At 41.2% G+C, this 24,317-nt stretch carries 26 protein-coding genes and 1 riboswitch; of the genes, 2 read left to right on the top strand and 24 right to left on the bottom strand.

All coding sequences use genetic code 11. The features are described from left to right. From NF418_RS01075 to NF418_RS01165, 19 genes are all read right to left on the bottom strand, one after another. Nucleotides 1-3,860: KxYKxGKxW signal peptide domain-containing protein (locus tag NF418_RS01075; RefSeq protein ID WP_256778059.1), on the bottom strand; the 3,860-nt coding region annotated here is incomplete at its 3' end. A 243-nt stretch (nucleotides 3,861-4,103) separates the two neighbouring features. Continuing rightward, nucleotides 4,104-4,757, bottom strand: coding sequence for a phosphatase PAP2 family protein (locus NF418_RS01080; RefSeq protein WP_256778060.1), 654 nt, complete (start codon nucleotides 4,755-4,757; stop codon nucleotides 4,104-4,106). A gap of 23 nt (nucleotides 4,758-4,780) precedes the next feature. Further along, nucleotides 4,781-5,338, bottom strand: coding sequence for an ECF transporter S component (locus tag NF418_RS01085; RefSeq protein WP_256778061.1), 558 nt, complete (start codon nucleotides 5,336-5,338; stop codon nucleotides 4,781-4,783). A gap of 56 nt (nucleotides 5,339-5,394) precedes the next feature. Beyond that, nucleotides 5,395-5,610, bottom strand: a riboswitch (FMN riboswitch). Nucleotides 5,611-5,663: 53 nt separating this feature from the next. Next, complete coding sequence (locus NF418_RS01090) at nucleotides 5,664-6,206, bottom strand: tRNA (cytidine(34)-2'-O)-methyltransferase (protein ID WP_105145115.1); 543 nt, start codon at nucleotides 6,204-6,206, stop codon at nucleotides 5,664-5,666. A 245-nt stretch (nucleotides 6,207-6,451) separates the two neighbouring features. Then, the gene (locus NF418_RS01095) at nucleotides 6,452-8,227 is read right to left on the bottom strand and encodes an oligopeptide ABC transporter substrate-binding protein (RefSeq protein ID WP_256778062.1); all 1,776 of its coding nucleotides are present in this window, start codon (nucleotides 8,225-8,227) and stop codon (nucleotides 6,452-6,454) included. 180 nt (nucleotides 8,228-8,407) lie between these two features. Beyond that, nucleotides 8,408-8,647 (bottom strand): membrane protein insertion efficiency factor YidD, encoded by a 240-nt coding sequence (gene yidD / locus NF418_RS01100; protein ID WP_256778063.1) that lies wholly within the window; start codon nucleotides 8,645-8,647, stop codon nucleotides 8,408-8,410. Then, a complete protein-coding gene (locus NF418_RS01105) occupies nucleotides 8,644-9,378 on the bottom strand; it encodes a pseudouridine synthase (RefSeq protein ID WP_256778064.1) in 735 nt (244 codons plus the stop codon). The genes yidD and NF418_RS01105 overlap by 4 nt, the downstream gene beginning before the upstream one ends. Next, nucleotides 9,368-9,937 (bottom strand): SMC-Scp complex subunit ScpB, encoded by a 570-nt coding sequence (scpB, locus tag NF418_RS01110; RefSeq protein WP_256778065.1) that lies wholly within the window; start codon nucleotides 9,935-9,937, stop codon nucleotides 9,368-9,370. The genes NF418_RS01105 and scpB overlap by 11 nt, the downstream gene beginning before the upstream one ends. Further along, nucleotides 9,921-10,640, bottom strand: coding sequence for a segregation/condensation protein A (locus tag NF418_RS01115; protein WP_256778066.1), 720 nt, complete (start codon nucleotides 10,638-10,640; stop codon nucleotides 9,921-9,923). The genes scpB and NF418_RS01115 overlap by 17 nt, the downstream gene beginning before the upstream one ends. Continuing rightward, nucleotides 10,640-11,371, bottom strand: coding sequence for a site-specific tyrosine recombinase XerD (gene xerD / locus NF418_RS01120; RefSeq protein ID WP_256778067.1), 732 nt, complete (start codon nucleotides 11,369-11,371; stop codon nucleotides 10,640-10,642). Before xerD ends, NF418_RS01115 begins: the two co-directional genes overlap by 1 nt. Continuing rightward, nucleotides 11,368-11,826 (bottom strand): cyclic-di-AMP-binding protein CbpB, encoded by a 459-nt coding sequence (cbpB, locus tag NF418_RS01125; protein ID WP_172084549.1) that lies wholly within the window; start codon nucleotides 11,824-11,826, stop codon nucleotides 11,368-11,370. The genes xerD and cbpB overlap by 4 nt, the downstream gene beginning before the upstream one ends. Continuing rightward, complete coding sequence (locus NF418_RS01130) at nucleotides 11,823-12,350, bottom strand: metallophosphoesterase (RefSeq protein WP_105108132.1); 528 nt, start codon at nucleotides 12,348-12,350, stop codon at nucleotides 11,823-11,825. Before NF418_RS01130 ends, cbpB begins: the two co-directional genes overlap by 4 nt. Then, complete coding sequence (locus NF418_RS01135) at nucleotides 12,323-13,333, bottom strand: nucleoside-triphosphate diphosphatase (protein ID WP_172003195.1); 1,011 nt, start codon at nucleotides 13,331-13,333, stop codon at nucleotides 12,323-12,325. Before NF418_RS01135 ends, NF418_RS01130 begins: the two co-directional genes overlap by 28 nt. Continuing rightward, nucleotides 13,330-14,124, bottom strand: a complete 795-nt coding sequence (racE, locus tag NF418_RS01140) for a glutamate racemase (protein WP_105144257.1) — start codon at nucleotides 14,122-14,124, stop codon at nucleotides 13,330-13,332. Before racE ends, NF418_RS01135 begins: the two co-directional genes overlap by 4 nt. A gap of 89 nt (nucleotides 14,125-14,213) precedes the next feature. Next, the gene (locus NF418_RS01145) at nucleotides 14,214-14,450 is read right to left on the bottom strand and encodes a YneF family protein (RefSeq protein WP_024402640.1); all 237 of its coding nucleotides are present in this window, start codon (nucleotides 14,448-14,450) and stop codon (nucleotides 14,214-14,216) included. Between the two features lie 102 nt (nucleotides 14,451-14,552). Then, nucleotides 14,553-15,800, bottom strand: coding sequence for a diaminopimelate decarboxylase (locus NF418_RS01150; protein ID WP_256778068.1), 1,248 nt, complete (start codon nucleotides 15,798-15,800; stop codon nucleotides 14,553-14,555). An 87-nt stretch (nucleotides 15,801-15,887) separates the two neighbouring features. After that, nucleotides 15,888-16,589, bottom strand: a complete 702-nt coding sequence (locus tag NF418_RS01155; protein WP_256778070.1) for a Bax inhibitor-1/YccA family protein — start codon at nucleotides 16,587-16,589, stop codon at nucleotides 15,888-15,890. Nucleotides 16,590-16,608: 19 nt separating this feature from the next. Beyond that, nucleotides 16,609-17,091, bottom strand: a complete 483-nt coding sequence (locus tag NF418_RS01160; protein ID WP_256778071.1) for an HD domain-containing protein — start codon at nucleotides 17,089-17,091, stop codon at nucleotides 16,609-16,611. 48 nt (nucleotides 17,092-17,139) lie between these two features. Further along, nucleotides 17,140-17,880, bottom strand: coding sequence for a TrmH family RNA methyltransferase (locus tag NF418_RS01165; RefSeq protein WP_256778072.1), 741 nt, complete (start codon nucleotides 17,878-17,880; stop codon nucleotides 17,140-17,142). Between the two features lie 70 nt (nucleotides 17,881-17,950). Here NF418_RS01165 and NF418_RS01170 point away from each other — a divergent pair, with 70 nt between their 5' ends. Both NF418_RS01170 and yidC read left to right on the top strand, forming a co-directional pair. Then, on the top strand, nucleotides 17,951-18,232 hold the full coding sequence (locus tag NF418_RS01170; RefSeq protein ID WP_256778073.1) for an acylphosphatase: 282 nt from the start codon (nucleotides 17,951-17,953) through the stop codon (nucleotides 18,230-18,232). Nucleotides 18,233-18,298: 66 nt separating this feature from the next. Then, nucleotides 18,299-19,216: a membrane protein insertase YidC gene (yidC, locus tag NF418_RS01175; RefSeq protein WP_256778074.1), complete on the top strand. Its 918-nt coding sequence runs from the start codon at nucleotides 18,299-18,301 to the stop codon at nucleotides 19,214-19,216. A 75-nt stretch (nucleotides 19,217-19,291) separates the two neighbouring features. Here the strand turns inward: yidC and greA are convergent, their stop codons facing one another. The 5 genes from greA to NF418_RS01200 all read right to left on the bottom strand — a co-directional run bounded on the left by greA (nucleotide 19,292) and on the right by NF418_RS01200 (nucleotide 24,298). Continuing rightward, on the bottom strand, nucleotides 19,292-19,774 hold the full coding sequence (greA, locus tag NF418_RS01180) for a transcription elongation factor GreA (RefSeq protein WP_105109828.1): 483 nt from the start codon (nucleotides 19,772-19,774) through the stop codon (nucleotides 19,292-19,294). Between the two features lie 77 nt (nucleotides 19,775-19,851). Continuing rightward, a complete protein-coding gene (gene mltG, locus NF418_RS01185; RefSeq protein WP_256778075.1) occupies nucleotides 19,852-21,639 on the bottom strand; it encodes an endolytic transglycosylase MltG in 1,788 nt (595 codons plus the stop codon). Between the two features lie 137 nt (nucleotides 21,640-21,776). After that, a complete protein-coding gene (locus tag NF418_RS01190) occupies nucleotides 21,777-22,259 on the bottom strand; it encodes a GNAT family N-acetyltransferase (protein WP_256778076.1) in 483 nt (160 codons plus the stop codon). 55 nt (nucleotides 22,260-22,314) lie between these two features. Then, nucleotides 22,315-23,646, bottom strand: coding sequence for a UDP-N-acetylmuramate--L-alanine ligase (gene murC, locus NF418_RS01195; protein WP_256778077.1), 1,332 nt, complete (start codon nucleotides 23,644-23,646; stop codon nucleotides 22,315-22,317). Further along, nucleotides 23,639-24,298, bottom strand: coding sequence for a hypothetical protein (locus NF418_RS01200; RefSeq protein ID WP_256778078.1), 660 nt, complete (start codon nucleotides 24,296-24,298; stop codon nucleotides 23,639-23,641). The genes murC and NF418_RS01200 overlap by 8 nt, the downstream gene beginning before the upstream one ends. Nucleotides 24,299-24,317 lie beyond the last annotated feature (19 nt).

Raw genomic sequence — 24,317 nt, forward strand, 5'->3', positions numbered from 1 at the left:
GTGTTGCCTGCTTCATCAGTTGATGTGGCAGAAACTGTTGAACCATCTTGAACTTTATCTGCTGGAATTGTGACTGCGCCTGTAGTAGGATCTACAGTGACACCTGAATCTGCTGGAACGGACCAGTTGCCATCTTCACCTTTGGTTACGGTTACCGTTTGAGGTGTGCCATTTTCATCAGTGTATGTGATGTCAACGGTCTTAGTATCATCACCTGCTGTGGTTGATGGAGTTACAGTTACTGTGCCATCTTCGTTAGCTACTACTGATGGTACTTCTGGTGCTGTGGTATCTGGGTTATCCTTAGCTGTGTCTGTTGCTGGGCTTGATGTGTTGCCTGCTTCATCAGTTGATGTGGCAGAGACAGTTGAGCCGTCTTGAACTTTATCAGCTGGGATAGTCACTGCACCTGTAGTAGGATCTACAGTGACACCTGAATCTGCTGGAACGGACCATGTACCATCATCTTCTTTAGTAACAGTTACTGTTTGTTCTGTTCCATTTTCATCAGTGTAAGTGATGTCAACGGTCTTAGTATCATCACCTGCTGTGGTTGATGGAGTTACAGTGACTGAGCCATCTTCGTTAGCTACTACTGATGGTACTTCTGGTGCTGTTGTGTCTGGATTATTCTTAGCAGTGTCTGTTGCTGGGTTTGAGGTGTTGCCTGCTTCATCAGTTGATGTGGCAGAAACTGTTGAACCATCTTGAACTTTATCTGCTGGAATTGTGACTGCGCCTGTAGTAGGATCTACAGTGACACCTGAATCTGCTGGAACGGACCATGTACCATCATCTTCTTTAGTAACAGTTACTGTTTGAGATGTACCTGTTTCATCAGTGTAAGTGATGTCTGTTGTCTTAGTATCATCACCAGCTGTTTGTGATGGTGTTACAGTTACTGTACCATCTTCATTAGCTTCTACTGATGGGGTTTCTGGGGCTGTTGTGTCTGTGAATTTCACAGTTACCCAGTTATAGATATCTTGACCGTAAATGTTACGAGTTTGTACTCTTACTTCATACTCACCAGTTGTTGGAAGTGTGTCGACAGTTGCCTCTTTAACATCTGTGCTTCCAACCGCACGGTAACCAACGACTGTACGTGTGTACTCTGTATCTGGCACTGTTGGAACATTATTACCAGTGTTAGGGAAAGCATCACTTGTAGTTGCAATAGCCAACTTAGCAAAGATTTCATCTTCAGTAACTGCTGTACCTTCTTCTTTTTCGATTGAAGTTGTATCGACTTCTTTATCGGTATAAGCATACGTGTAGAAAGAATTACTTGTTGCTGTTGCACCGTCATCATCTGTCACTATTACGCGTCGAGTGTAAGAACCACCCGCTGCATGGGCAAATGAACCTTCCAATTTACCATCTGTCCCAAGTGTCAAGTTGCTACCAAGTGTTGTCATTGGGCTGTTAGCATCATCATAAGAAATGCTAGCAATCGTACCATCCGCATCTGACATAGCAATTGTAGCAGTAGCATTGTCTTTATTGGCTACTGGGGCTGTAGTAGTCGCTCCTGTTTCAGTTTCAGTTGTCCCCTCAGTTGTACCAAAGACAAATAGATACTTGTTTGTAGCTTGGGTTGTCTTCAACTGAGTTCCATCTGTACCAATGCTATCAATAGTTGGAGCTTGGTTAGTTACTGGCCAGTTTACAATTACATCAACGATTTTTTCTTGCCCTTGAGCGTTAGTTAATTTAACTTGGACAACATTGTTTTGACCTGAAGTTGGTAAAGTTGGTGTGATAACTTCTTTAGTTAAGCCTGCTTCACCATACTCCCAAGTCTTATCATATCCACCCCAATCAACTGTGACTTTATTGAGGATTTCTTCGTTTGATACTGTTTCGCCTTCGTTTTTATCAATGGTGCTTCCTTGAGCATCCATGACAACAATCCAAGCTTGCTCACTCTGAACAAGAGTGTCACCAGACTTGATAACTGCCTCGATCGTCTTAGGTTCTCCTGTGAATGATGCACTACCTGTTACTACACCAGTATTTGAGATAGTCAAGTTGTCTACTGTGATTTTTTCTGTTGCTGCTGTATCCGCCAAAACATAGTAAATCTCATCGATTGCAACACCATTATCCTTGATAGGAAGTTGGTAAGGAGTTGTCATCTCTGTGTTACGCCAAACCAACATGTCGTTTAATTGGTTTTGTGCCTGACCTTTATTTACTTTTTGTTGGTTATAGAATTCTGGAACTTCTTTGTACAATGCACCGTAAGTACCAACAACAACGTCATTATTATCCGCTTTGATATTAGAAGAACCTCCAGCAATATAGTCAAGAGATCCATTCTCATCAACGATAGGTGTACGATAAGATACAACCCATCGAGTCAAACGGTTAGTACGACGATTAGAATTCAAGACATAGTACTCGGATTGAGAATTATTAAGAATCGCATCTGAACCAGCAAAACCTGTACGGTCAATTGCAGAAGCTATATGGTTATTATTATCATATAATGGTGCATTTGCTCTACCTTCATCTAAACCTTTTTTATCGAAATAACCGTTACCGATTGGGCCTATGTTAGGAGCGATTCCTCCTGCAGAACCTTCTCCATCTGGCCAAGAATTACTTGTTGATCGAACAGTACCATCTTGATTATATTGAGTTACAACTAGATCTTCCATAGCTCCAACAGATTTTGGAATTGTGAAGAAGTAGTTATAATAGTTCGTATTTGTATAACCATTATTAAACTGATGTGTCCAATAAACATAGCCATCTCGAACCTCATAGTTTGAGATCACGTTATCAGTTGTTCCATATCCACGAGTAGTAGATATTTCTGTCCCTGTAGTATTCAAGGCAACTGTCAAGTTCCCATCTTCATCTACTTTGAGCATCTCTTCAGCAAGCGCCAATGTACTTGCTTTCACTGCTTCAACTTGGCTATCTACTTGCTCTTGCGTTGCTAATGCATCTTCTAAAACAATAATTGCGTTGTCAATAGTCTCTTGAGTTGAAGTTGCTGCTGCTTCAAGCTCAGTATTACCTGCTTGAGTTGTTGCGACTTGGCGCAAAGCTTCATCTGAAAGGACAATAGCTTCTGAAATGACTTGCTCAAGAACTGTTTTGTTTGCCAATTGAGATTCAGCAATCTCTTCTTCTTCAGATTTCTTAACAACAGCAAATGACAAGATGTTAATTTGGTTCTCTGAAATTTGTTGAGTTAATGAATAAGCTTGTTCTGCAGCCAATTCATAACCTGCAGGAACATCTGTAGCTGCAACAGTAAGAGTTGATGTTGCGACAGCATCTGTTGTATCTGTTGCAACGATATTTGCAGTCTTACCTACAACTTCGCCTGTTGAAGTTGTATATTGTACTTCATAACCGATATAAGCTGTACGGTTAGCAATTGCAGTTTCTGATGCTGAAACGGTTGCGCTCACTTCTGATACAGCTTCTACTGTTGTTGAACTTGCAGTTTCTGATGAAGCTGCCTCTGAACTTGCAACTGAAGCAGATTCTGAGTTTTCTGAAGTTACTGCTTCTGATGTTGTTGAAGCTAGTTCAGAAACAACTGAAGATGCCACTGTTGATGTAGCAACAGTTTCTGATGCTACTTCTGATGTTGCAGTTGTAGATGATGCTACTTCTGATACTGCTGTGGAGGTGGCCGCTTCAGAATCAGCTTCTTCGCTTACTGCAGTTGAATCTTGTGCTTGATCAACTGTAGTCACTTCTGAGACGATTGTTTCAGCGCTTGCTACATTGGCTGTTGCACCAAGTGTAAACACTAAGGCACATCCAAAGAGAAAATGCTTCCCTTTCTTAATCATTCGCCAGTTTTTTTGTTGGCTATTTTTTCTATTGAAATACATAGAAAACCCCTTGTTTTTTATTTGTAGTAACCACTACTCAGTCTCATCTTATCATACCCCCCCCGATTTACAAGTAAAATGATTTATGTTTTGGAAATTATATTCTTTTCAAAAAACTAGCAAATACTTGATATAATAACATCAGCAGGATATCCTCTCATCCGAATTCTAATTGATTGTTTTCATATTTTCAGAAAACGTATATTGATATATCAAAAACCTCCCATTTCCGGGAGGTTCCAATTATTTCTGTTTACTTTGGAAACGCCATTCAAAGCGTTTTTGGTCATAAAAAGGATACATCACCTGCAAGAGGGTCAGGGCTAGGAGCCAACCTCCGATAATATCCGTCGGATAATGAACACCAATATAGACACGAGAGATGGCAACTAGGATTGCTAGGGCAATTAATGTAACTTGCAAAACGCGTTTAGCCAATCCTTGCTTCATGCGTTGCTGGATGATAATGACAACTGCTCCTGCAATCATCATGGTTGAGGCTGTATGCCAACTTGGGAATGAATAGCCTATCGTGTCAATCAACCATTCGATACTAGGACGCGGGCGTTGGTAGACATATTTCAGGGCTGTCGATGCTACCCCCATTGCCGCAAAACTAGCAAGTAAGAAAAAGGCTTCCATCTTCCACTTTTTATAATAGTAAAAAATAGCAGACAAGATTAGGGTAATGGCCAAAATAATAACGGTATTCCCTAAAACTGTAATGGAAGTCCAGAACTGGGTCGCGCCACTTGGCAGATTTCCGCGAATCGCAGATTGGAAAGCAAAGTCAAAACCAGTTAAGCTACTTGGGTAGAACTTGGCTACGTAGCCCAAGATAACAAAGGCCAGAGCCAAGAAAGACGCATTTCGTAAGTGGATTTGTTTATTTTTCATAGGGTTAGTTTACCGTAAAAAGGTTAAACTTTCTTTAAAATAGGTTTGGCAGCTTGATAGCATATATAAAAAATGATAGATAAGACCATACCTTGTAAGAGATTAAATGGCAAAACCATGAAAAGTAGGTAATTGGTCAAACCCAGGATTTCCTTAATATCAAAGTTTGCAAAGGCTGCATATAAGGGAACAGCATAGACATAGTTCAAGACAAGCATGGCCAGTGTTGAACCCAGTGTAGCTACCGCTGCTGTTTTTAGATAATTTTTGACAGTCTGGTCATTTTTCCAGAAATATGAAACGGCTAGAATAAAGATTGCCATGACTGCGATATTCATCGGTAACCCAATGATGGTTGATGCCCCTTGATTATTTAAAATCAATTTGAGGAGTGTCCGAATCAAGAGAATAGCAAAGCTAGACTTTACATCTAAGATAAGCAAACCAAATAGTATCGGTACCAGTGAAAAATCTACTTCCAAGAAACTTGCCGTTGGAATCAAGGGAAATTTCAAGTACATCAGTAGAAATGAAAGGGTTGAAAGAATGGCGATAATCGTTATTTTTCGTGTGTTTGTCATAAAGGTTCCTCCAATTGTGAAAATTGAAGAAGCTTAGAAGAACAGTACAAACTGCACTTCGTCTTCTCCCATCCAGACTTTACTGTCGGTTGTGGAATTGCACCACATCAGCTTTCGCTCGCAGACTTCCAACGGTCTATTTTGTTCTAATACTGCGTTAGCTCATCTCGACATACATTCAGTATAGTCTTCGATTCGCTGCCTAGTCTTAAAACAAAATAGCCACGTTTTACACTGCCGGTCGGGAATTACACCCTGCCCTGAAGACAATTTCATCATACCAAAAAAGCCCTGCAAGTGCAAGGCTTTGAGTCGTTTTCAAGTCTTATTTTAGCTTATCCTCTTCATAAGTATGGACCAAATCCAAACCTGCAAAATTCTGCTGACGAAGGGCTTCGTAGACAATCATACAGACAGTATTGGATACATTGAGGCTACGAACATGCTCATCATTCATGGGAATCCGAATAGCTTTCTCTGGATGCGTTCGCATAAAATCTTCTGGTAAGCCCTTGTCTTCACGACCAAAGAGGAAGAAATGAATCCCCTCCTGATAACTCTCTTCGGAATAGGTTTTGTCCGCAAACTTAGACACCAAATGGACCTGACCATGCTTGCTGGCATAGTCCATAAATGAAGCCAAGTTTTCATAAAAACGAACATCCAACTTATCCCAGTAATCCAAGCCAGCACGCTTCATCTTGCGATCATCAATTGGAAAACCCATCGGTTTGATAATATGTAGGGGGCTGTTAGTTGCGGCACAAGTCCGAGCAATATTTCCAGTATTTTGTGGAATCTGCGGTTCAAACAGGACAATGTGATTTTTAGCAGTTTCTTCTGTGTAGTGTAATTCTTCAATATTCATAATCATCGTTTCCTCATACGTGAATCTTGGCTATTCAGACAAAAAAATAGCCACACTGCCCGGAGTCAAGCTCAGCAAACAGCATGGTGAATGATGATTCATTCACTTGCCTCACAACAGGTTTGAGGCAAATCAATGAAATCGTGTTTATATTGTAGCTTAAAGAATGCTGAAAATCAAGTGTTTTTACTTATTTTTTCAAAAAAATTGAAAAAAACAGAGCCCATCTGGACTCTGTCAGAGAATTATTGTGCAGCAACACCTTTTTCAGCTGTCAATTCAATCTTTTCAGGACTTGACTTGCTGTTCGAACCGATGTAAACGTCATAGTATTTAACCCGTTTGTTTACGGCAGTAATGCTTTCACGTTCGAGGGTTGGAATAGCAAATGCTTGCTCAAAGGCATATTCTTGCCAAGCCTTGTAATTCGCAATATTCTTCGCTTCATCAAATGATTCTGCAGAAGCAATCTTGTTTAAGAGAGCTGTATTCTCATCAGAAACAAATCGAGTATAGTTGTACATAGCTTCAGGTCCCCACAAAGAAGTTGGATCCGGATCAAGACCAGCAATCCAAGCTGCAAGGTACACATCAATTCCCTCGTCATTGGCCGCAATGGATTCATAGAAGGTGTTGTATTCGATAGTTCTTCCAGTGTAAAGCTCCACATTCAAACCAATTTCCTTCCACCAGGTCAGGTATTGTTGCACCATGGTTTCCTGTGTTTCAGTTGATTTCTGAGCAGCGACACTGATCTTCAGCGGTTTGCCATTGGCATCTTCACGGATTCCATCACCGTCGACATCCTTGTAACCAGCTTCATCTAGCAATTGTTTAGCTTTTTCAGGGTCATAGCTGTAACCTGCTAAGTCAGCATCATGCACAGCGCCAAAGAAGGAAATGATGAGTGAGTTGGTTGGGTGATACAAGCCATTGTATAATTTTTCGCCGATAGCAGCATTATCCAAGGCATAGCCCATAGCCTGTCGCAATTTGACATTGTTCATCTTAGCGTCTGGATTGGTCACGTTTTTGCCACTTGCTTCATCATATTTACCAAGATTGAAGCCGATATAGTTGTAGATACCTTCTAAGCTACCTAGCAAGGTAATGTTTGACAAATCTTTGTAAGATTCATATTGATCTGTCGGCATTTCAGCCAAATCATAGTTTCCGGCTTTCATCTCAGAGACGATGGTGTCTGGAGAGACGATATCAATCTTGTAACTGTCTAGTTTTACTTTGCCTTTGAAGTAATATTCATTTGGCTCATAGGTAACTGATTCACCGCTGACAATTTCCTTAACCTCGTAAGGTCCCATCCCAACAACTTTGGCAGTACGAGCGTAGTCACTTGATTCCCAATCTTTGACCGCGATGTCCTTGAAAATATGCTTGGGCATAACCAATTCAGGAACTCCACCACCTGCGTACATCATAGAAGGCGACATCTCTTTGACAGTCAGAACAACTGTATAGTCGTCAACTTTCTTGACGCCAGAAATTTCACTAGCTGTTCCTGCCTGTAGCTCTTCAAAACCAACAATATTGGTGTAGGTTGTATCAGCACGAACACCTGTATAATCAGGACTAGCTAACTGCTCAATCGTGAAAATATAGTCATCGATAGTAAATGGCTGACCATCTGACCACTTGTAATCCTTGCCTGTCAAACTAACAGTGACAGTCTTGGCATCCACATCAAATTCAGCCTTGGCAAGTCCGGAATCATCTAGTTTACGGTCTGCATTATAGCCAAACATAGAAATATCAACCATAGAGGCAAACGGTGCATCTACACCTGTCTGTGCTAGTTCATCTAACAAAATCCCTGTAGACGGTGAAGAAGCTACCAAGGCGTACTTGAACTGTCCACCACTAATCGCCTGACCTTCATGAGTTATTTCAGACTCAAATGCCAAATCAACAGAGCTTGTACTTTCTTTGCTTTGACAAGCTGCTAACAACACTAGAGTAAGCAAGCTAACCCCTGCAAGAGCAAATTTCTTCATTTTTTTCATATCTCTACCCCTTTATATTATTTCAATTAGTATAGCACATTTTAGAATATTTATGCAAGATTCTTTTAAAGAAAATTCGTTATTTGCTAATGATGTTAGTATGATATTATGAATAAATCATAAACATACATTTCAACCCCATTATTCTGAATAAATATCCAAAAGAAAAAGTAGGTCTCCCTACTTCTGTATATGACGCTTCAAGCTAAACCTGTCTGGGACAGGATCTTCTCCACCTTCCACAAAGGGATGACAGCGACCAATTCGAGCCAAGCCCATCAAAAATCCCTTGATTCCATGTTTCTGTAAGGCCTCTATCATGTAACTTGAACAAGTCGGCTGATAGCGACAGGAAGGTGGAAAGAGGGGAGAAATGTATTTCTGGTAAAACCTGACTAAGCCTATAAGGAGCTTGGTCATTTTTTCTTCACCGGTTTTGTTACAGCTAAAGTATGCAGTTTGCTGATGTCTTTCTTATTAAGCTTGCGGTATTCACCTGGACGCAAACCAGTCAGGTCCAAATTTCCAAAGCGGGTACGTGAAAGCTTGTCCACCTGCAGACCAACCGCTTCAAACATTTTCTTAACCTGGTGATTACGCCCTTCATGAATGGTCAACTCGACCACAGAGCGATTTTTAACAGGGTCTACCTTGATAATTTCGTAAACGGCAGGCTTGGTTTTCTTGCCATCAATGACGACACCTCGGGTCAAGGGACGGAGTACTTCCTTATTGGCAATACCCTTGACACGCGCCAAATAAACCTTATCAATCTCATTTCGAGGGTGAATCATCTCATCCGTAAAATCACCATCATTGGTCAAGATCAAAACACCTGACGTATCCCAGTCCAAACGACCAACAGGATAAATCCGTTCTTTTACAGTCGGCAGCAAGTCAACAACCGTCTTTCTGCCCTTGTCATCTGACACGCTAGATATAACTCCACTTGGTTTATTGAGGAGGTAGTATACCTTCTCTTCATTATAGATTGGTTGCCCTTCTACTTCTACAATATCTCCAGACTTAATAGTCGTTGCCAACTCACGGACAACTTGACCATTGACGGTAACACGACCTTGCTTAATCAATTCTTCTGCCTTACGACGACTGGCTACACCAGCGTGGGCAATGTATTTGTTAATTCTCATTTTCTAACTCATTTCTTTCTAGGAATAGCTCGGTTTCTTGCTCCACCAAGTCAAGTTCTGATACATCTGGCAATTCTTCTAGACTGTTAATCCCCATGTAATCCAGAAAATAATCCGTTGTGACATAAAGATTGGGCCTGCCAAGTACCTCTTTCTTCCCATTCTCACGAATGAGGTCAAAAGCCTGCAATTTACTGATGGCACCGCTAGAATTAACTCCGCGAATATCATCGACTTCAATCCGTGTGATTGGTTGCTTGTAGGCAACGATTGACAATGTTTCTAAAAGGGCTCGTGACATGGTCTGATTGATCGGTGTTTTGGCATAGATACGCAGAAGGTTTGCATACTCTTTTTTAGTGACCAATTTGTAACGATTGGAGGATTCTAATAGAGCAAGGCCTGATGCCTTGTCAGCCATGTATTTTTCACTGAGTTTTTCTAATTGCTGGCTGACAGCTGTGGGCTGCAATTCCAGCATCTCTGCCAAATTGCGTAAGCTCAAGCCATCCTCACCTGCTACAAAGAGCAGGACTTCGATTTCAGCTAAGCGATTCATTTTCACTCCTTACTAGATAAATATCTCCAAAGGTTTCCTTTTGTTCCAAGATAATCTCATGAACCTTGACCAACTCCAAGGTGGCAAGAAAAATGGTAATCACTTCATTAATATCCAGGCTCTCCTGAAAAAGCTGACGCAGTTCAATACGAGGGTTAGTCTCAAAACGACTACGGACAAGGTCCATCATGTCTTCGATTTTATATTCATCACGGGCAATGGTTGCATGTGACTGACGAAGGCTGGCCTGTTTTTCAGCCATGACCTTAGAAAAGGCAAGGAAAATATCGATGACAGTCTTATCTTTAGCCAGCTGGACATCCTCATAAATCAAATCTAATTTAGGTTTTGAAAAATAATTGGCCCTTTCATCATGCTGTTCTCCCAGTTTTTCGCTGATTAGCTTGAACTTGCGGTATTCTTCCAATTGATCCAAGAGATCCATTTCTGGGTCATCCTCAGGGTCTGTCTGTTCAACGACTTTTGGCAAGAGCCTCCTGCTTTTAATGACCATCAATTGACTGGCCATGACCATATACTCTCCCGCCACCTCCAAGCGCATGGCCTGCAAGGTCGCAATATAGGCCAGGTATTGTTCAATGACTTCCGTAATTGGAACCTCATAGATATCCATTTGGTACTTGGACACCAGATGCAGTAAGAGATCCAAGGGTCCTTCAAAATCTTTTAATTTTATATCCATTATCTAAATTTTTCCAAACTCATGCTTGTTTTTAGTCCCAACTGCTTGGCGATTTGGTCCAGGGATTTTCCTTCTCTGATTTGAGCTAGAATATACTGTTCTCGCAATTTTTGGGCAGTCCAATCAGGCTTGCCGATGGACTGGACAAATTCGGTCAAGCGATTAAAGAACCATTGCCGAGAATAGGTCTGGCCTTTCTTGTCAAAGACATAGTGCCCTGTCAGATGCCCTTCAAGGTAGCCAACTAATTCCTTGGACATAGTGAGCACCCGCTTGGCTCCTCCCTTCTCAACTGTCAGGACTTGAAAATCCAGATTGACCTGCTGGCTGGTCAGCTCTGCTATTTCACTTGGCGTCAAGCCTAAATATGCTATCAAAAGTGCGATAAGCTGACCTTCTAACCAAGGACTTTCTTGAAAGAGTAATGATAGGTCTTCACGCTCCAGCTTCTTTTTGACACGAGTCGGTCCTGCCATAGCCTGTAGCTTGTAAAACCTATCCAAGTGACCTCTTTCATAAAGAAAATAGAGAAATTGATTGACCGCCGATAACTTTCTTCTCTGAGCAGCAGGTTTCAAGTCTAGCAGGGACTGCTGATAAAGCAAGAGTGACTGCTGATCTATGTCGCCCTTGGTCAACTCCACAAATTGCTGTAGGTCATAGGTATAGGACTTTTGGCTGTTGACACTGACCTTTTTAGTCTGGATAAACTCTCCTATAGCCTGCTTCATTTCTTGCCTTCTTTTGATGCCAAGGGAAAATTATGCAAAAGTGCATTGATGGCTTTGAGGATGGATTTACGGGTAATAATACCTAGAAATTCTCTATTTTCTCCTAAAACGGGTAGGAAAGATTGGTCGACTAGCTTTCGCATGACTTCTGTCAAATCATAATCCAAGCCAACCGTCTCCTCGTCTGTCTTAGCAATCAGGGAAATATCTTGATTCAATTCATCATCTGATAGCTCATTTTCAGCCTGGTATTTTATAATCTCTGTTAAGCCAATAGTGCCGAAGAAACGACCATCTTCTGTTACCACGGGCACACGGGAATAGGTCATGTGGCTGAGTAACAGCTTGGCATGGTCAATATTATGGGTATCAATGATAACAGCCAATTTATCTGCTGGTGTCAGGAAAGTTTCTTCTTGATCCAGTAAAAAAGCTTCAAATTCTCGTGCAATCATCGTGAAATATCCTTTGTCAATGCTGGGAAAAGTTGATGGTGGCGGTTATAGTAGTCCACATGAAAACGGTCTTCATAGATGGTCACAAGGGCATAAAGACATTCTCTGACCAAGCCACGAGGTTGGCTGACAGAACCTGGATTGAGGAAGAGGGTCTTGCCACGCACCTCTGCATCTGGTACATGTAAATGCCCATACAAACAAATGTCCGCATCCACTTCCTGGGCCCAGTAGTCCAACCGTTGCCAGCCGTAATTAATGCCATAAAGATGACCATGAGTCTGAGCGATAGTCACACCATCCAATTGAGTAATGAGCTGGTCAGGGTAGCCTCCAAAGTAGTCGCAGTTGCCATTGACCACTTGAATACCCTCCCACAAGCTGTCTTGACTATCTAGCTCTGAATCGCCATTGTGAAAGATGGCATTGACCTTGCCAAGATAATGGTTTTTAATCTCTTCTACGATCTGTCTATCCCCATGAGAATCGCTCATGACTAGGATTGTTTTGCTTGCTCCTGCCATACTGGAAATGCCTCCACTAATTTTTCTAGTGCTTGTGCACGGTGGGAAATCTTATTTTTTTCTTCCAAGGTCAATTCTGCCGAGGTCTTGCCTGTTTCACCTACGAGGAAAAGTGGATCATATCCAAACCCATTTTCCCCACGAAGCTCCATACCGATAAAGCCTTCCCAGTCCGCCTCGACCACCAAACTCTCACGATTTGGAGCAGCCATAACCAGGGTACAATGGAATTGTGCCGAACGATTTTTCAAGTCGAAGACCATGGCCAACTCGTGCAAGAGCTTGGCATTATTGAGCTCATCTGTGGCATCTGGTCCTGAAAAACGGGCAGACCAAACTCCTGGCAAACCACCAAGAGCATCAACCTTCAAACCTGAATCATCAGCCAAGACCATTTTGCCTGTCAGCTCTGCTATGGTTTCAGCCTTGAGCCGTGCATTTTCCTCAAAGGTCATACCTGTTTCTGCTACATCTGGCAGGTCAGGATAGTTGTTGAGGTTCTCGACCTGGTAGCCAAAACGCTCAAAAAACTTGCGAAATTCCTTGGTCTTACCTTCATTTTTAGTGGCAATCAAGATGGTGTCTCCCACGCTTGCCAAGCCCTTATCTTGACCGAAGAAATCAGACATAGCCACACCATTCTTTGGTAAATGAACCAAGAGCAATTTGTCAGCTTCTGTGACCAGAATAGCTCCTTGGTGTTGGAGAACTTTGAACTGGCGATTGTTTAACTCATTCAAAACATCACAGGCAAATTGAAAGAGGGCAAATTCAGACTGAAGTTTAATCACCTCAATGTTAACACACTGGTTGAAATTCTCATCTTCATAGTTACCTGCAATCAGTTTATCAAACAACTGACCAATTTGGTAAACTTCCTGCTCTCTTCCATTTTCTCCAAATGAACCAAATAGGTTGGCAAAGCTAGCCTTTCCAATAAACCAGTTATGCTCATCTCTGTATTCGTATATCTTGTCTGTCATAGTTCTACATGCTCCACATGAATATCAATGCCCATCCAGCTTTCAGCTATTTCTTTAAAAGCTGACGGACTAGCTGTTGTGTAAAATCTGTGCTGAATATCCTTTTCGGTTCGGCTGCGGTTGATTTGAAAGTAATTTAATAAAACAGAAATATCCCGCGCACACTCTGCACCACTGTCAATCAACTTGACATCCTTGCCCATGGCATTCTGGATGATAGGACGAAGCAGGGGATAATGAGTGCAGCCCAAAACCAAGGTGTCCACTTTCCCAACAAGTGGTCGAAGTGTCTCATAAACAACTTTTTTGGCAAGACTGGATTGGTGGCTATTGGACTCAACCAGAGGGGCAAACTTGGGACAGGCTAGGCTATCTACCTGCGTTTCTGGAGAAAGGGCCTGAATTTTTTCACGATAGATATCGGATTGAATGGTCATAGCCGTTCCCAAGACACCAACCTTACCAGTTTGCGTTGCCTTGATAGCTGCTGAAGCACCTGGTAAAATAACACCCAAAACAGGAATATCCAACTTTTCCTTGACTTCTTCCCAGGCTACCGCTGTTGCCGTATTGCAGGCAAAAACAATCATTTTTACATTTTTTGTCAAAAGGAAATTGACCAACTGCCAAGTATATTCTCTGATTTGTTCCGCTGGACGTGGTCCATACGGTGCCCGTGCAGAATCTCCGATATAAACGATTTCTTCATGGGGAAGCTGGCGCATTAACTCACGCGCAACCGTTAATCCCCCAACACCTGAATCTAAAAAACCTATTGGTCGATTATCCATAACATTGAGAATAGCCAGAAAATCTGACTAGCCTTTCTTTTCTACTCAAAAAATGGGAGCTGGGAATGAATATCCCAGTCCCAGTTTGATTATTTTTTCTTGCTTGCCACTTTTTGTTGGCTCTTGATTTGGCGAAGTACTTGTTGTACTTTTGCCTCGCTTGGTTTTTGCCCCATTTGGCTCATCATCAAACGCAAAGCATTTTCATCCAAAACTGGCTTATCAGCAATGTAGTTTTCCACTTGTTTGCGTGACAAGTAGATGCCCAAGGCAACACCGCCTGCAAAGGCCAATACAATCAATAAAATAGCTAAACCGATATTCATCTGTCAATCTCCTGACTCTTCTAAAAATAATTCATTCGGAACTGTCCTGCGACAATCTCTTAATGAATCTATTATACCAAATTCAGCAGGCTTTTCCAAGACTTACCTGTCAAAATCAAAACCGTAAATGGTTGCGAAATAATCCTCAGGTGTTTCAGCACGACGAATCATACGAGCTGTGCCATCTTCCTGTAAAAGAATTTCAGACGAACGCAAGCGACCATTATAGTTGTAGCCCATGGAGAAGCCGTGGGCCCCACTGTCATGAATGACCAAGGTATCTCCTACTTCTGCCCGTGGTAATTCACGATTAACTGCAAACTTGTCGTTGTTTTCACAGAGGGAACCTGCCACATCCACCACTTCGATTGGCGCATCTGGGCGCGTGATATTGGTGATATGGTGGTAGGCGCCATAGAAGGCAGGACGCATGAGGTTGGCAGCCGATGCATCGACACCAATATAAGTCCGATAGGTTTCCTTCCGATGAAGCACTTTGGTAATCAAGTGACCGTGTGGCGCCAACATAAAGCGACCCAATTCTGTAAAGATTTTAACATGTCCCATACCAGCTGGTGTGAGAATTTCCTCGTAAACCTTACGAACACCCTCACCAATGACAGCAATGTCGTTTGGTTCTTGCTCAGGACGATAGTTGACCCCAATCCCACCTGATAGGTTGATGAAGTCCAAAGTCACACCTGTTTCCTCACGAATTTCCAAGGCCAATTCAAAGAGTTGACGAGCTAAGACAGGATAGTAGTCATTTGTTACTGTATTCGAAGCTAGAAAGGCATGGATACCAAATTCCTTGACACCTAGCTCTTTTAACTCCTTGTAGCCTTTCATCAACTGTTCCTTGGTCATCCCAAACTTAGACTCTTCTGGGTGGTCCATAATATCCGTTCCCAGCGAGAAGACTCCACCTGGATTGTAACGGAGGCAGACCGTTTCAGGGATACCAGCAACATTTTTCAAAAACTCAATATGCTCGTATGCATCGAGGTTAATGGTCGCCCCAACTTTTCGTGCATAGACAAATTCTTGGGCTTGCGTATCATTGGATGTGAACATGATGTCCTTAAAGCCCAATTTTTCACTCATCAGCACCTCTACATCTGTCGCACAGTCCACTCCACAACCTTCTTCTTGCAAGATTTTCAAAATGGCTGGCGTCGGTGTTGCCTTGACCGCAAAATATTCCTTAAAGCCTTTGTTCCATGAAAAAGCTGCATTAAGGGCACGGGCCTTCTCACGAATGCCTTTTTCATCATACAAATGAAAAGGAGTCGGAAATTGCTCCGAAATGGTTTCTAAAATTTCTTTACTAACAAATGGTGTCTTGGTCATCTCTCTACCTCATCAAATATTTTTCCTATTATACCACAGAACATCCTTTTCAGAAAATGAAAACCCACTCTTACGAGTGGGCAATGACTAATCTCTATTCATCGCACCAAAAATGCGAAGCAAGTTGAGGAAAAGATTGACAAAGTCAAGGTAGAGTTGAAGAGCCATAGACACAACCCAACCATTCTGGACATTGCCACCTGTTTGCTCAAAGACATTGCGGATACGTTGGTTGTCATAGGCAATCAAACCTGAGAAAACAAGAACAGATACGATAGACATGGCGAAGCTAATACCTGAACTGCGAAGGAAAATGTTGATTAAACTTGCGATCATAATCCCCCAGAGAGCCGCACGCAAGGCTTGGGCCATACCTGAAAGATTTTTCTTGGTCGTCATACCGATCACTGCCATAATGGCAAACATAAGAGCAGCAGATAAGAAAGCTAAGGCAACCGTTTCGGTCGTATAGAACATCAAGACCATGCTGATGGTCAAGCCATTGGTAACAGAATAGGCTAAAAACATTGGTAGAGCCATTGGACTGTTTTTAGCAGCCATGGTAGAGGCTGCAACCACCAATGCAATCTGTCCCAACATGACCAACATCATGACAATAGAACCTGCACTAAGCAAACTATAAAGCAATTGCTGGAAGACGGTAACAGCTAGGAAGGAAACAAGGGCTGACAAGCCAATTCCCATGGCAACTACCCCGTAAATTTTCCCAAAGAAACGGTTAAGAGCGGTGTTATCCACCTGATTGATAATAAATGAATCGTTGTTCATATAGTTCTCCTTTTAGGTCTTATTGGAAGCGCAAGACCTTTCGATTTTTCCATTTATATTGCAAGGGCAGGGTAAATTCACGAACTGCCCAATATTTATCTACGCAGGTCACAATCCATGATTCCTTATAGCGGGGCGGAGCCAAGGTTGCACCAAACATATGCTTAACAATAATATCTTCTTCCACCTTGTTAAGCTTAGTCAATTTCTGGGCATTGCGCTTGGCAATCCGTGGATGAACCCAGGCATGACTCTTGTTAAATTTAGTGTCACGCCAGTCATAGAAGAAGAGATCATGCAGAAGCCCCCCTCGTGCAGTCGACTTGGCATCCCAGCCAAATTTCTTGGCAATTTTGTAACTGGTATAGGAAACATTGATCGAATGTTCCAAGCGAGTCGAATGATAATGGTGGGGAATATCTGCCAGCTTCTGCACCTTTTTAGTGTCAATCAAGTGACCGACATAAGCCATATATTCTTTATCTTTTTTATAAGCAGCCATAGATGTAAACCTCGTTTTGTTATTATAACACAGTTTATGCTTCTTGGCTTAAATAAAGCTAAAGACTAAAATTCCCGCAGCAATAGCCACATTTAAACTCTCCGCTTGACCAGGCATGGTGATATGAATCAATTGATCTGCCTCTTTAGACACAAAATCAGAAATACCCTGACCTTCATTGCCCATAACAAGTGCAAAACTCGCCTTTGGCAAGACCTGTCGATAATCCACCGATTGACTGGACAAGGTTGTCGCTAATATCTCCACCTGATTATTTTTTAAAGTAGAGAAAATATCCTCAATTGGCAAGCGATAAATAGGTAGATGAAAATGACTCCCCTGCATAGAGCGAAGGACCTTCATATTGTAAATATCAGCCGACTTATCGGTCAAAAATACACCATCAAAACCTGCTGCATCAGCCGTGCGTATGATGGTGCCGACATTTCCTGGATCCTGCACATCTTCTAAGACCAAAAATTTACCTTTTAACAGGTCAGGGAGTTCCCGACTAGGAAGAGCCAGTTGGGCTACTACTCCTTGCGGAGACTTAGAATCAGTCAAATCTTGCATGATTTCTGGGCTGACTACCGTTACTTTTTCTAACTGGGAAACCCTGTCCACATACTCTTCCACGACCAAAACATGTTCAATACTTACTCCTGACTTCACAGCTTCTTCTAATAAATGCCAGCCTTCAATCAAGTAAGATGATGTACGGTATTTTTTCTGTTGTAATTTCTTAATTTGTTTGACCAGATTATTGGATTTCGAACGGATAATTTCCATAGTTTCCTCATTTTCTTTCTTACCCAACAATGATATAATAAAGTAAAGTTCTTGTCAAAAGGAGAATCTTATGAGAAAGGTCAAAATGATTGCATCTGGTCGAGTGCAGGGAGTAGGTTTTCGCTGGTCTGTCCAATTTTTGGCTGTGGAGATTGGAGATATTTACGGCAGGGTTTGGAACAATGATGATGGAACAGTGACCATCTTGGCTCAGTCCGAGCATTCTGATAAGCTCAGCTATTTTATCCATGAAATCCGAAAAGGTCCTTCCCGTATGGCAAAGGTTAGCTATTTGGATGTAACCCTAGCAAATTTTGCAGATTTTCATGATTTTCAGGTCAGTCATGGATAAAACTTGAAGTTTAATAATAAAAAAAGTAAAATAGAATGTATCATGTAAAAAAAGGAATGTATCAATTTGAAAAAGAATAAACGTATTTTACTATCTGGTTTAGCCTTGGCTTCGCTCCTAATTCTATCTGGATGTGTAGCTACAGATAAAAAAGGTGTACCGACTGGTGAGGGCTGGGTCTACAACTACCTCGTTGAACCTATGGGAAATCTAATTAAATTCTTTGCGGAAAATCAAGGACTAGGTTTTGGTCTTGCCATTATCGTGGTAACACTCATCGTTCGCTTTTTGATTATGCCACTTGGTATTTATCAATCTTGGAAGTCAACTTATCAATCTGAGAAGATGAACTACCTCAAACCAATTTTGGGACCAATCCAGGAGCGGATGAAAAATGCTAGCTCACAAGAAGAACAGTTAGCTGCCCAACAAGAGTTCTTTGCAGCTCAAAAGCAATATGGCGTTAGCATGTTTGGCGGTATGGGATGTCTTCCACTTCTTATCCAAATGCCATTCTTTACAGCCCTTTTCTATGCAGCACGCTTCACTCCTGGAATTTCTGAAGCGACCTTCCTTGGAATTGACCTCGGTTCTTCAAGCCTCATCCTCACTGCTGTTGCTGGTATTCTTTATTACATCCAATCACTCTTGATGCAGGTTGGTATGGATGAAGAACAGAAGAAACAAATGCGTACAGTTGCTATTATGAACCCTCTCATGATTGTCATGTTCTCTTGGTCTTCACCTGCTGGAGTTACACTTTATTGGGTAGTCGGTGGTCTTATCGGTCTTATCCAACAAGCACTCACAAACTTTATCTTGAAACCACGTATTCGTGCAAAAGTCGAGGAGGAATTTAAAAACAATCCTCCAAAACCATATAAATCAAACATCAAAGATGTGACTCCAAAAGCATCGGCTATCATTGAAGAAAAAACTTCTAAAAAATCAAACCGCAATGCTGGTAAACAACGGTCTAGATAAAACATAACAACCATCCGATTGGATGGTTGTTTTCTTATGCAAAAAAAGAGAGTCAAACTTGACCCTCTCCACACCTTATTTTGTTTTTTCAACTTTCAAGATTTTAACTTCATAACTACCAGCCGGTGTCTCAATGGTAGCCACATCACCTGTTTTCTTACCAATCAAGGCATGACCAATTGGACTTTCGTTAGAAATCTTACTTGCAAAAGCATCTGCTCCTGCAGCACCAACGATATGGTAAACTTCCTCTTCCGTTTCACCTACTTCTTGGACGGTAACAGTCTTACCGATTGCCACTTCATCTGCAGCAACTGCATCACTGTTGACAATCTCAGCATAACGGATTTTAGTTTCAATTGTTGAGATTTGACCTTCTACAAAAGCCTGTTCATCTTTTGCCGCTTCATACTCAGAGTTTTCTGAGAGATCACCATATGAACGTGCAATTTTAATACGTTCTACAATTTCTGGACGCCGGACAAGCTTAAGCTCCTCCAATTCTTTTTCAAGTTTTTCTTTTTCTTCCAAAGTCATTGGATAGGTTTTTTCTGCCATGATAATTCCTTTTCTATTTTATGTTTATGAAAACAAAATTATGTGGAAAACCACATAATTTTGAAAAAAGTTCTAATTTATTCTAAGTGTGCATTAACATATTTTGCAACGTTTTGGTCATGTTCTTCAATTGTTTTAGCGAAGTAAACTGTTCCGGTTGTTACGTCAGCAACAAAGTATAAATAATCTGTTGTACTTGCATTCACAACTGCATCAATTGCAGATACACTTGGGCTGTCAACTGGACCAGGCATCAAACCTGTCTTCCAATAGATGTTGTACGGCGACTCAATATTGGTATCAATTCCAGCATCTTCTGCTAGTGTAGTCTTTTCACCCAATTTACCTTGAGCGTATAGAATTGCAATGTTTGATTGTAACGGCATACCAGCATTGATACGGTTGAAGAAGACACTTGCAATATTGCGACGATCCTCATCAGTCGAACCTTCTTTTTCAACTAAAGAAGCGAGTGTCAATACTTCATTTACTGTCAAGTTTTTCGCAGCAATAGTTTCATAATAAGGTTGCAAACGAGCATCCATTGCTGCAATCATTTGCTCAACAAGTCCTTCTAACGTTGTTTCCTCAGTATAATCATAGACTGCCGGGAACAAGTAACCCTCAAGCTGATAGACTACTCCACTATCCGGTGTCGGTAGACTTGCAAACAATTTTGGATAAGCAGCAACCATACGGTTAATGAAATCAGCGTTTGTAACAAGACTCATAAATTCTTCAGATGAAAACGGCGTTGTAGCTCCATCCTCTTGATAATTTTGAGTAATTGCTGTTGAAATCTGCTTCAAGGTATAGCCTTCAACAATCAAGATTTTTCCAAGAGGCTCTGTTTCTGGTGCTGGTGTACCACTTTCCTGCAAGGCTTTAGCAATTTCATCAACAGACATGCTCTGTTTCAGGTTGTAGAAGCCACTTTGGAAATTGTTGTAGCTCTTTAATTTAGCATAGTAGCTAAAGACCGTAGCATTCTTGATTAGCTCGTTTTCTGCTAGAATTCTACCAATATCCGAGGTCGTTGAGCCAGATGGAATTTCCAATTGAACCACTTCTGTTGCTTTGGCATTGACTGGTTCCAGATTGGATTTAACCCAGAAGAAACCTGCAATCCCAGTAACAAGCATAACAATAATAAGTAGAGACATGATTACCGAAACAATTCGTTTCGCAGTCTTGTCTCGTTTCTGTCTCTTTTGCTTATTAATTTTTTGGCTTGCACTTCGACTTCTCTGTTTAGCAACTGGTTGTTCAGTTTCCTTCTTCGCCACTTCTTGAGCCGTTGAAGCTGCTGAAGCAACTGTCACTGTTTCAGATAGTGAAATAATCTCAGTATCCCCAGTAACAGCTGAGACATCTTCCTTAGGAAATTCAAGGAAGGTATCTTCTAAAGGATTGGTTTCCGAAACCTCTGTACTTGCTTGAGGTGTAGGTATGGCTAACTCTTCAGAAGGTAGATCCAATTGATTTTCTGAGATAATATTTCTTAAAGCTGCAATATTACGTTCAACCGTTTCTTGAGTGTAGGTTTGACCTACAATCATATTGCTATCTGCTAACTTTTCTTCTGCAAGTGGGGGGGCTGTACTTTCAAAATGAACTTTAACTTCTTCTGTTTCCTGTCCACTTTCTTGTACATATGAACGAGGAAAAGCCATCTCATCAATCTTCACAACCTCTCGCTCATCCTTAACAGGTTGTAGCTCCTCGATTACTTCATTTCTAGCATCCAACTCAACATCGTCGGACTGCTCCGCTAGTCGTTTTACTTTCAGTTCTTCTAAATCACGAAGGATTTGATCACGAAAACTCGAAGGCTGCGTGCTATTTTCATTCGTATCTTTGCTCACACTCAAGCTCCTTTCACACAGTTACTATACATTATATCTCAAAGAAATAATAAATGCAAGAACTTCCTTATTTTACTTATTCTTTTAAGATTCCGCCAATCAAACACTATTTTAATTTTCTCATTCTATTATAGAAATTAGGCTAACCAGAGCATATCAACCCAAGTTTGATTGCCAAACTGAGATTGAGAATGCCCCATATCTTCAAATTGATTAGCTTCATAATAGTTGACCAAATATTCTTTACAAGTTAGGGCAATTCCTTTTCTTCCTTGATAAGTAGCTACTTCTTTTAAGGCAGCCAATAGCAATGTACCAATCCCTTGACCCTTGTAAGCTTCTGCTACAGATAAACTAGCAATAGCTAAATAGTCAGCCTCTTTCTGACATTCATTCTTTACGAAAAAAATGTCATCCGTAACAGTTGGCAAGATTGAGGGACAGGCTAGGACAACCCCCACAACTTCATCTCCTTCCTCCATTACTAAACTAGTTCCCTTAAAAACATTTACATAAGTCTTTAGAACATCCTCAGAAATTTGTTCTTCCTTGGAAAAATTAGCCTGTTCTAGTCTACTAATCTCTTCTAAATCCTTTGGTTGGGCAAAACGTATTTCCATATTTTCTCCCTTATATAGCGGAAAAACAGGGGCCTTGGGCCTCCGTTTTTCTATATTATTGTACATTATTTGTCAAATTTGACAGCAATCTTTCAAATGAATATTCATAAGACTGAATATCTCCAGCTCCCATGAAAACATAGACTGCATTGTCGTGGTCTAACAGTGGTGAAGTGTTTTCAACTGTAATTAAACCACCTTTTTTATTGATTTTTGCCGCTAAATCTTCTATCTTAACCTGTCCATTATCTGTCTCACGAGCCGATCCATAAATTTGTGCTAAATATACAGCATCCGCTCCATTTAAGGCAGTAGCAAACTCATCTAAGAGTGCAATAGTACGGGTAAAGGTATGGGGTTGGAAGATGGCAACTAGTTCCTTACTAGGATATTTCTGACGAGCTGCATCTATTGTTGCAATAATTTCTGTTGGATGATGGGCAAAGTCATCAATAATAATCGCGTCGTTTACAATTTTCTCAGTAAAGCGGCGTTTCACACCTGCAAATGTCTTCAAATGTTCCGCAACCAAATCCAAATCAAAACCAGCAATATAGAGGTTAGCAATGACAGCCGTCGCATTCATTACATTATGTTTGCCAAAGGTTGGAATTTGAAATTCCCCCAGGTACTCTTCCTTGTGGCGCACTTTAAATTGCGAACCATTTGTTGAAGGTTGCAAATCATAGGCTACAAAGTCATTGTTTTCTCCGGTACCGTAATAATATATAGGCGCTTCGGCAGTAATGCGACGCAATTGCTCATCTTCACCATAGACAAAGAGGCCTTTTTTGACTTGTTTTGCATAATCGTCAAAAGCATTGAAGACATCCTCTAAACTGGTGAAATAATCAGGATGGTCAAAATCAATATTTGTAATGATACTATATTCTGGATAGTAAGGAGCAAAATGACGCTCATATTCATCCGACTCAAAGACAAAATACTGAGCATTGGCTGAACCACGACCAGTCCCGTCACCAATCAAGAATGAGGTATCGGTAATATTGCGCATAACATGTGCCAAAAGACCTGTCGTTGAAGTCTTTCCATGAGCACCAGCTACACCAAGGCTGGTAAATCCTTTCATAAATTCACCTAAAAATTCATGATAGCGTTTATAGGTAAACCCTTGGGCGTCCGCATAAGCAATTTCAATGTTATTATCCGGACGGAAAGCATTCCCTGCAATCAGTTCAACATCAGCTGTGATATTGTTCTCATCGAACGGCAAGATCGAAATACCAGCCTGTTCAAGTCCTCGCTGGGTAAAATAATACTTATCAACATCACTACCTTGGACTTGATGTCCCATCTGATGTAGCATAAGGGCTAGGGCACTCATTCCTGACCCCTTAATTCCAATAAAATGATAGCGTTTAGTCATTTGTTCTCTCTTCTATTTCTGTTAGATTTAATTCTTGGGCAATGCGACGTTCCTGTTTTTGTTGCCTCTCAGGATAATTATAAACCTGACTCTTCTTCAAAAAGTCATAGGAATTCTTGCGAATGGTCTTCCCTTGCTCTCGATCTTCTTTCTTCAAGGAATACACAGCGGGGAGATCAGCCAAAATATAGTCCGTCTGACGCAATTTATCCGCCAAGCGACTTAATTGCCCCACCTTTCCTTTTTCACTTGTCTTAGTGAGAGTAACTTTTGATTGACCAAGTTTCTCTTCCTTCAGATAAGTTGCGGATTTCTTTTTCTTCAAATCCTCCCTAGCACGCTCTCGAGCTAGTTGCCCCTGCGTTTTTTTGCTAGAAGGGCTCAAATTTTTAAATTGTTGCAATCTTTCTTTGCGGGAATGACGAGATAGACTTTTTTCTTGATTTGGCAACACTCTCTCTATTGTTTTTCGAACCTGACCGTCACTTGTGTCCCGCTTGTTGTCAAGAGTCAAACTAAAATCTTTTTCATGATAAGTCCCCTTGATATTGCTAATCAAGTCCTGCTCATCATACAAATTCATCTTGGGGTTGTCACCAACTAATACTTCATCATCTGCGACTAGCGGAAATCTCTTCTCTTGTCTCATCATAAGTTATCCTTTCGAATCC

The organism is Streptococcus suis (assembly GCF_024509555.1).
Taxonomy (GTDB): domain Bacteria; phylum Bacillota; class Bacilli; order Lactobacillales; family Streptococcaceae; genus Streptococcus; species Streptococcus suis_AD.

What these genes read in the sequence shown, in the direction of transcription:
- NF418_RS01080 (WP_256778060.1), bottom strand. Translation starts at nt 4,757, where the DNA reads ATGAAAAATAAACAAATCCACTTACGAAATGCGTCTTTCTTGGCTCTG.
- NF418_RS01085 (WP_256778061.1), bottom strand. Translation starts at nt 5,338, where the DNA reads ATGACAAACACACGAAAAATAACGATTATCGCCATTCTTTCAACCCTT.
- NF418_RS01090 (WP_105145115.1), bottom strand. Translation starts at nt 6,206, where the DNA reads ATGAATATTGAAGAATTACACTACACAGAAGAAACTGCTAAAAATCAC.
- NF418_RS01095 (WP_256778062.1), bottom strand. Translation starts at nt 8,227, where the DNA reads ATGAAAAAAATGAAGAAATTTGCTCTTGCAGGGGTTAGCTTGCTTACT.
- yidD (WP_256778063.1), bottom strand. Translation starts at nt 8,647, where the DNA reads ATGACCAAGCTCCTTATAGGCTTAGTCAGGTTTTACCAGAAATACATT.
- NF418_RS01105 (WP_256778064.1), bottom strand. Translation starts at nt 9,378, where the DNA reads ATGAGAATTAACAAATACATTGCCCACGCTGGTGTAGCCAGTCGTCGT.
- scpB (WP_256778065.1), bottom strand. Translation starts at nt 9,937, where the DNA reads ATGAATCGCTTAGCTGAAATCGAAGTCCTGCTCTTTGTAGCAGGTGAG.
- NF418_RS01115 (WP_256778066.1), bottom strand. Translation starts at nt 10,640, where the DNA reads ATGGATATAAAATTAAAAGATTTTGAAGGACCCTTGGATCTCTTACTG.
- xerD (WP_256778067.1), bottom strand. Translation starts at nt 11,371, where the DNA reads ATGAAGCAGGCTATAGGAGAGTTTATCCAGACTAAAAAGGTCAGTGTC.
- cbpB (WP_172084549.1), bottom strand. Translation starts at nt 11,826, where the DNA reads ATGATTGCACGAGAATTTGAAGCTTTTTTACTGGATCAAGAAGAAACT.
- NF418_RS01130 (WP_105108132.1), bottom strand. Translation starts at nt 12,350, where the DNA reads ATGGCAGGAGCAAGCAAAACAATCCTAGTCATGAGCGATTCTCATGGG.
- NF418_RS01135 (WP_172003195.1), bottom strand. Translation starts at nt 13,333, where the DNA reads ATGACAGACAAGATATACGAATACAGAGATGAGCATAACTGGTTTATT.
- racE (WP_105144257.1), bottom strand. Translation starts at nt 14,124, where the DNA reads ATGGATAATCGACCAATAGGTTTTTTAGATTCAGGTGTTGGGGGATTA.
- NF418_RS01145 (WP_024402640.1), bottom strand. Translation starts at nt 14,450, where the DNA reads ATGAATATCGGTTTAGCTATTTTATTGATTGTATTGGCCTTTGCAGGC.
- NF418_RS01150 (WP_256778068.1), bottom strand. Translation starts at nt 15,800, where the DNA reads ATGACCAAGACACCATTTGTTAGTAAAGAAATTTTAGAAACCATTTCG.
- NF418_RS01155 (WP_256778070.1), bottom strand. Translation starts at nt 16,589, where the DNA reads ATGAACAACGATTCATTTATTATCAATCAGGTGGATAACACCGCTCTT.
- NF418_RS01160 (WP_256778071.1), bottom strand. Translation starts at nt 17,091, where the DNA reads ATGGCTGCTTATAAAAAAGATAAAGAATATATGGCTTATGTCGGTCAC.
- NF418_RS01165 (WP_256778072.1), bottom strand. Translation starts at nt 17,880, where the DNA reads ATGGAAATTATCCGTTCGAAATCCAATAATCTGGTCAAACAAATTAAG.
- NF418_RS01170 (WP_256778073.1), top strand. Translation starts at nt 17,951, where the DNA reads ATGAGAAAGGTCAAAATGATTGCATCTGGTCGAGTGCAGGGAGTAGGT.
- greA (WP_105109828.1), bottom strand. Translation starts at nt 19,774, where the DNA reads ATGGCAGAAAAAACCTATCCAATGACTTTGGAAGAAAAAGAAAAACTT.
- NF418_RS01190 (WP_256778076.1), bottom strand. Translation starts at nt 22,259, where the DNA reads ATGGAAATACGTTTTGCCCAACCAAAGGATTTAGAAGAGATTAGTAGA.
- murC (WP_256778077.1), bottom strand. Translation starts at nt 23,646, where the DNA reads ATGACTAAACGCTATCATTTTATTGGAATTAAGGGGTCAGGAATGAGT.
- NF418_RS01200 (WP_256778078.1), bottom strand. Translation starts at nt 24,298, where the DNA reads ATGATGAGACAAGAGAAGAGATTTCCGCTAGTCGCAGATGATGAAGTA.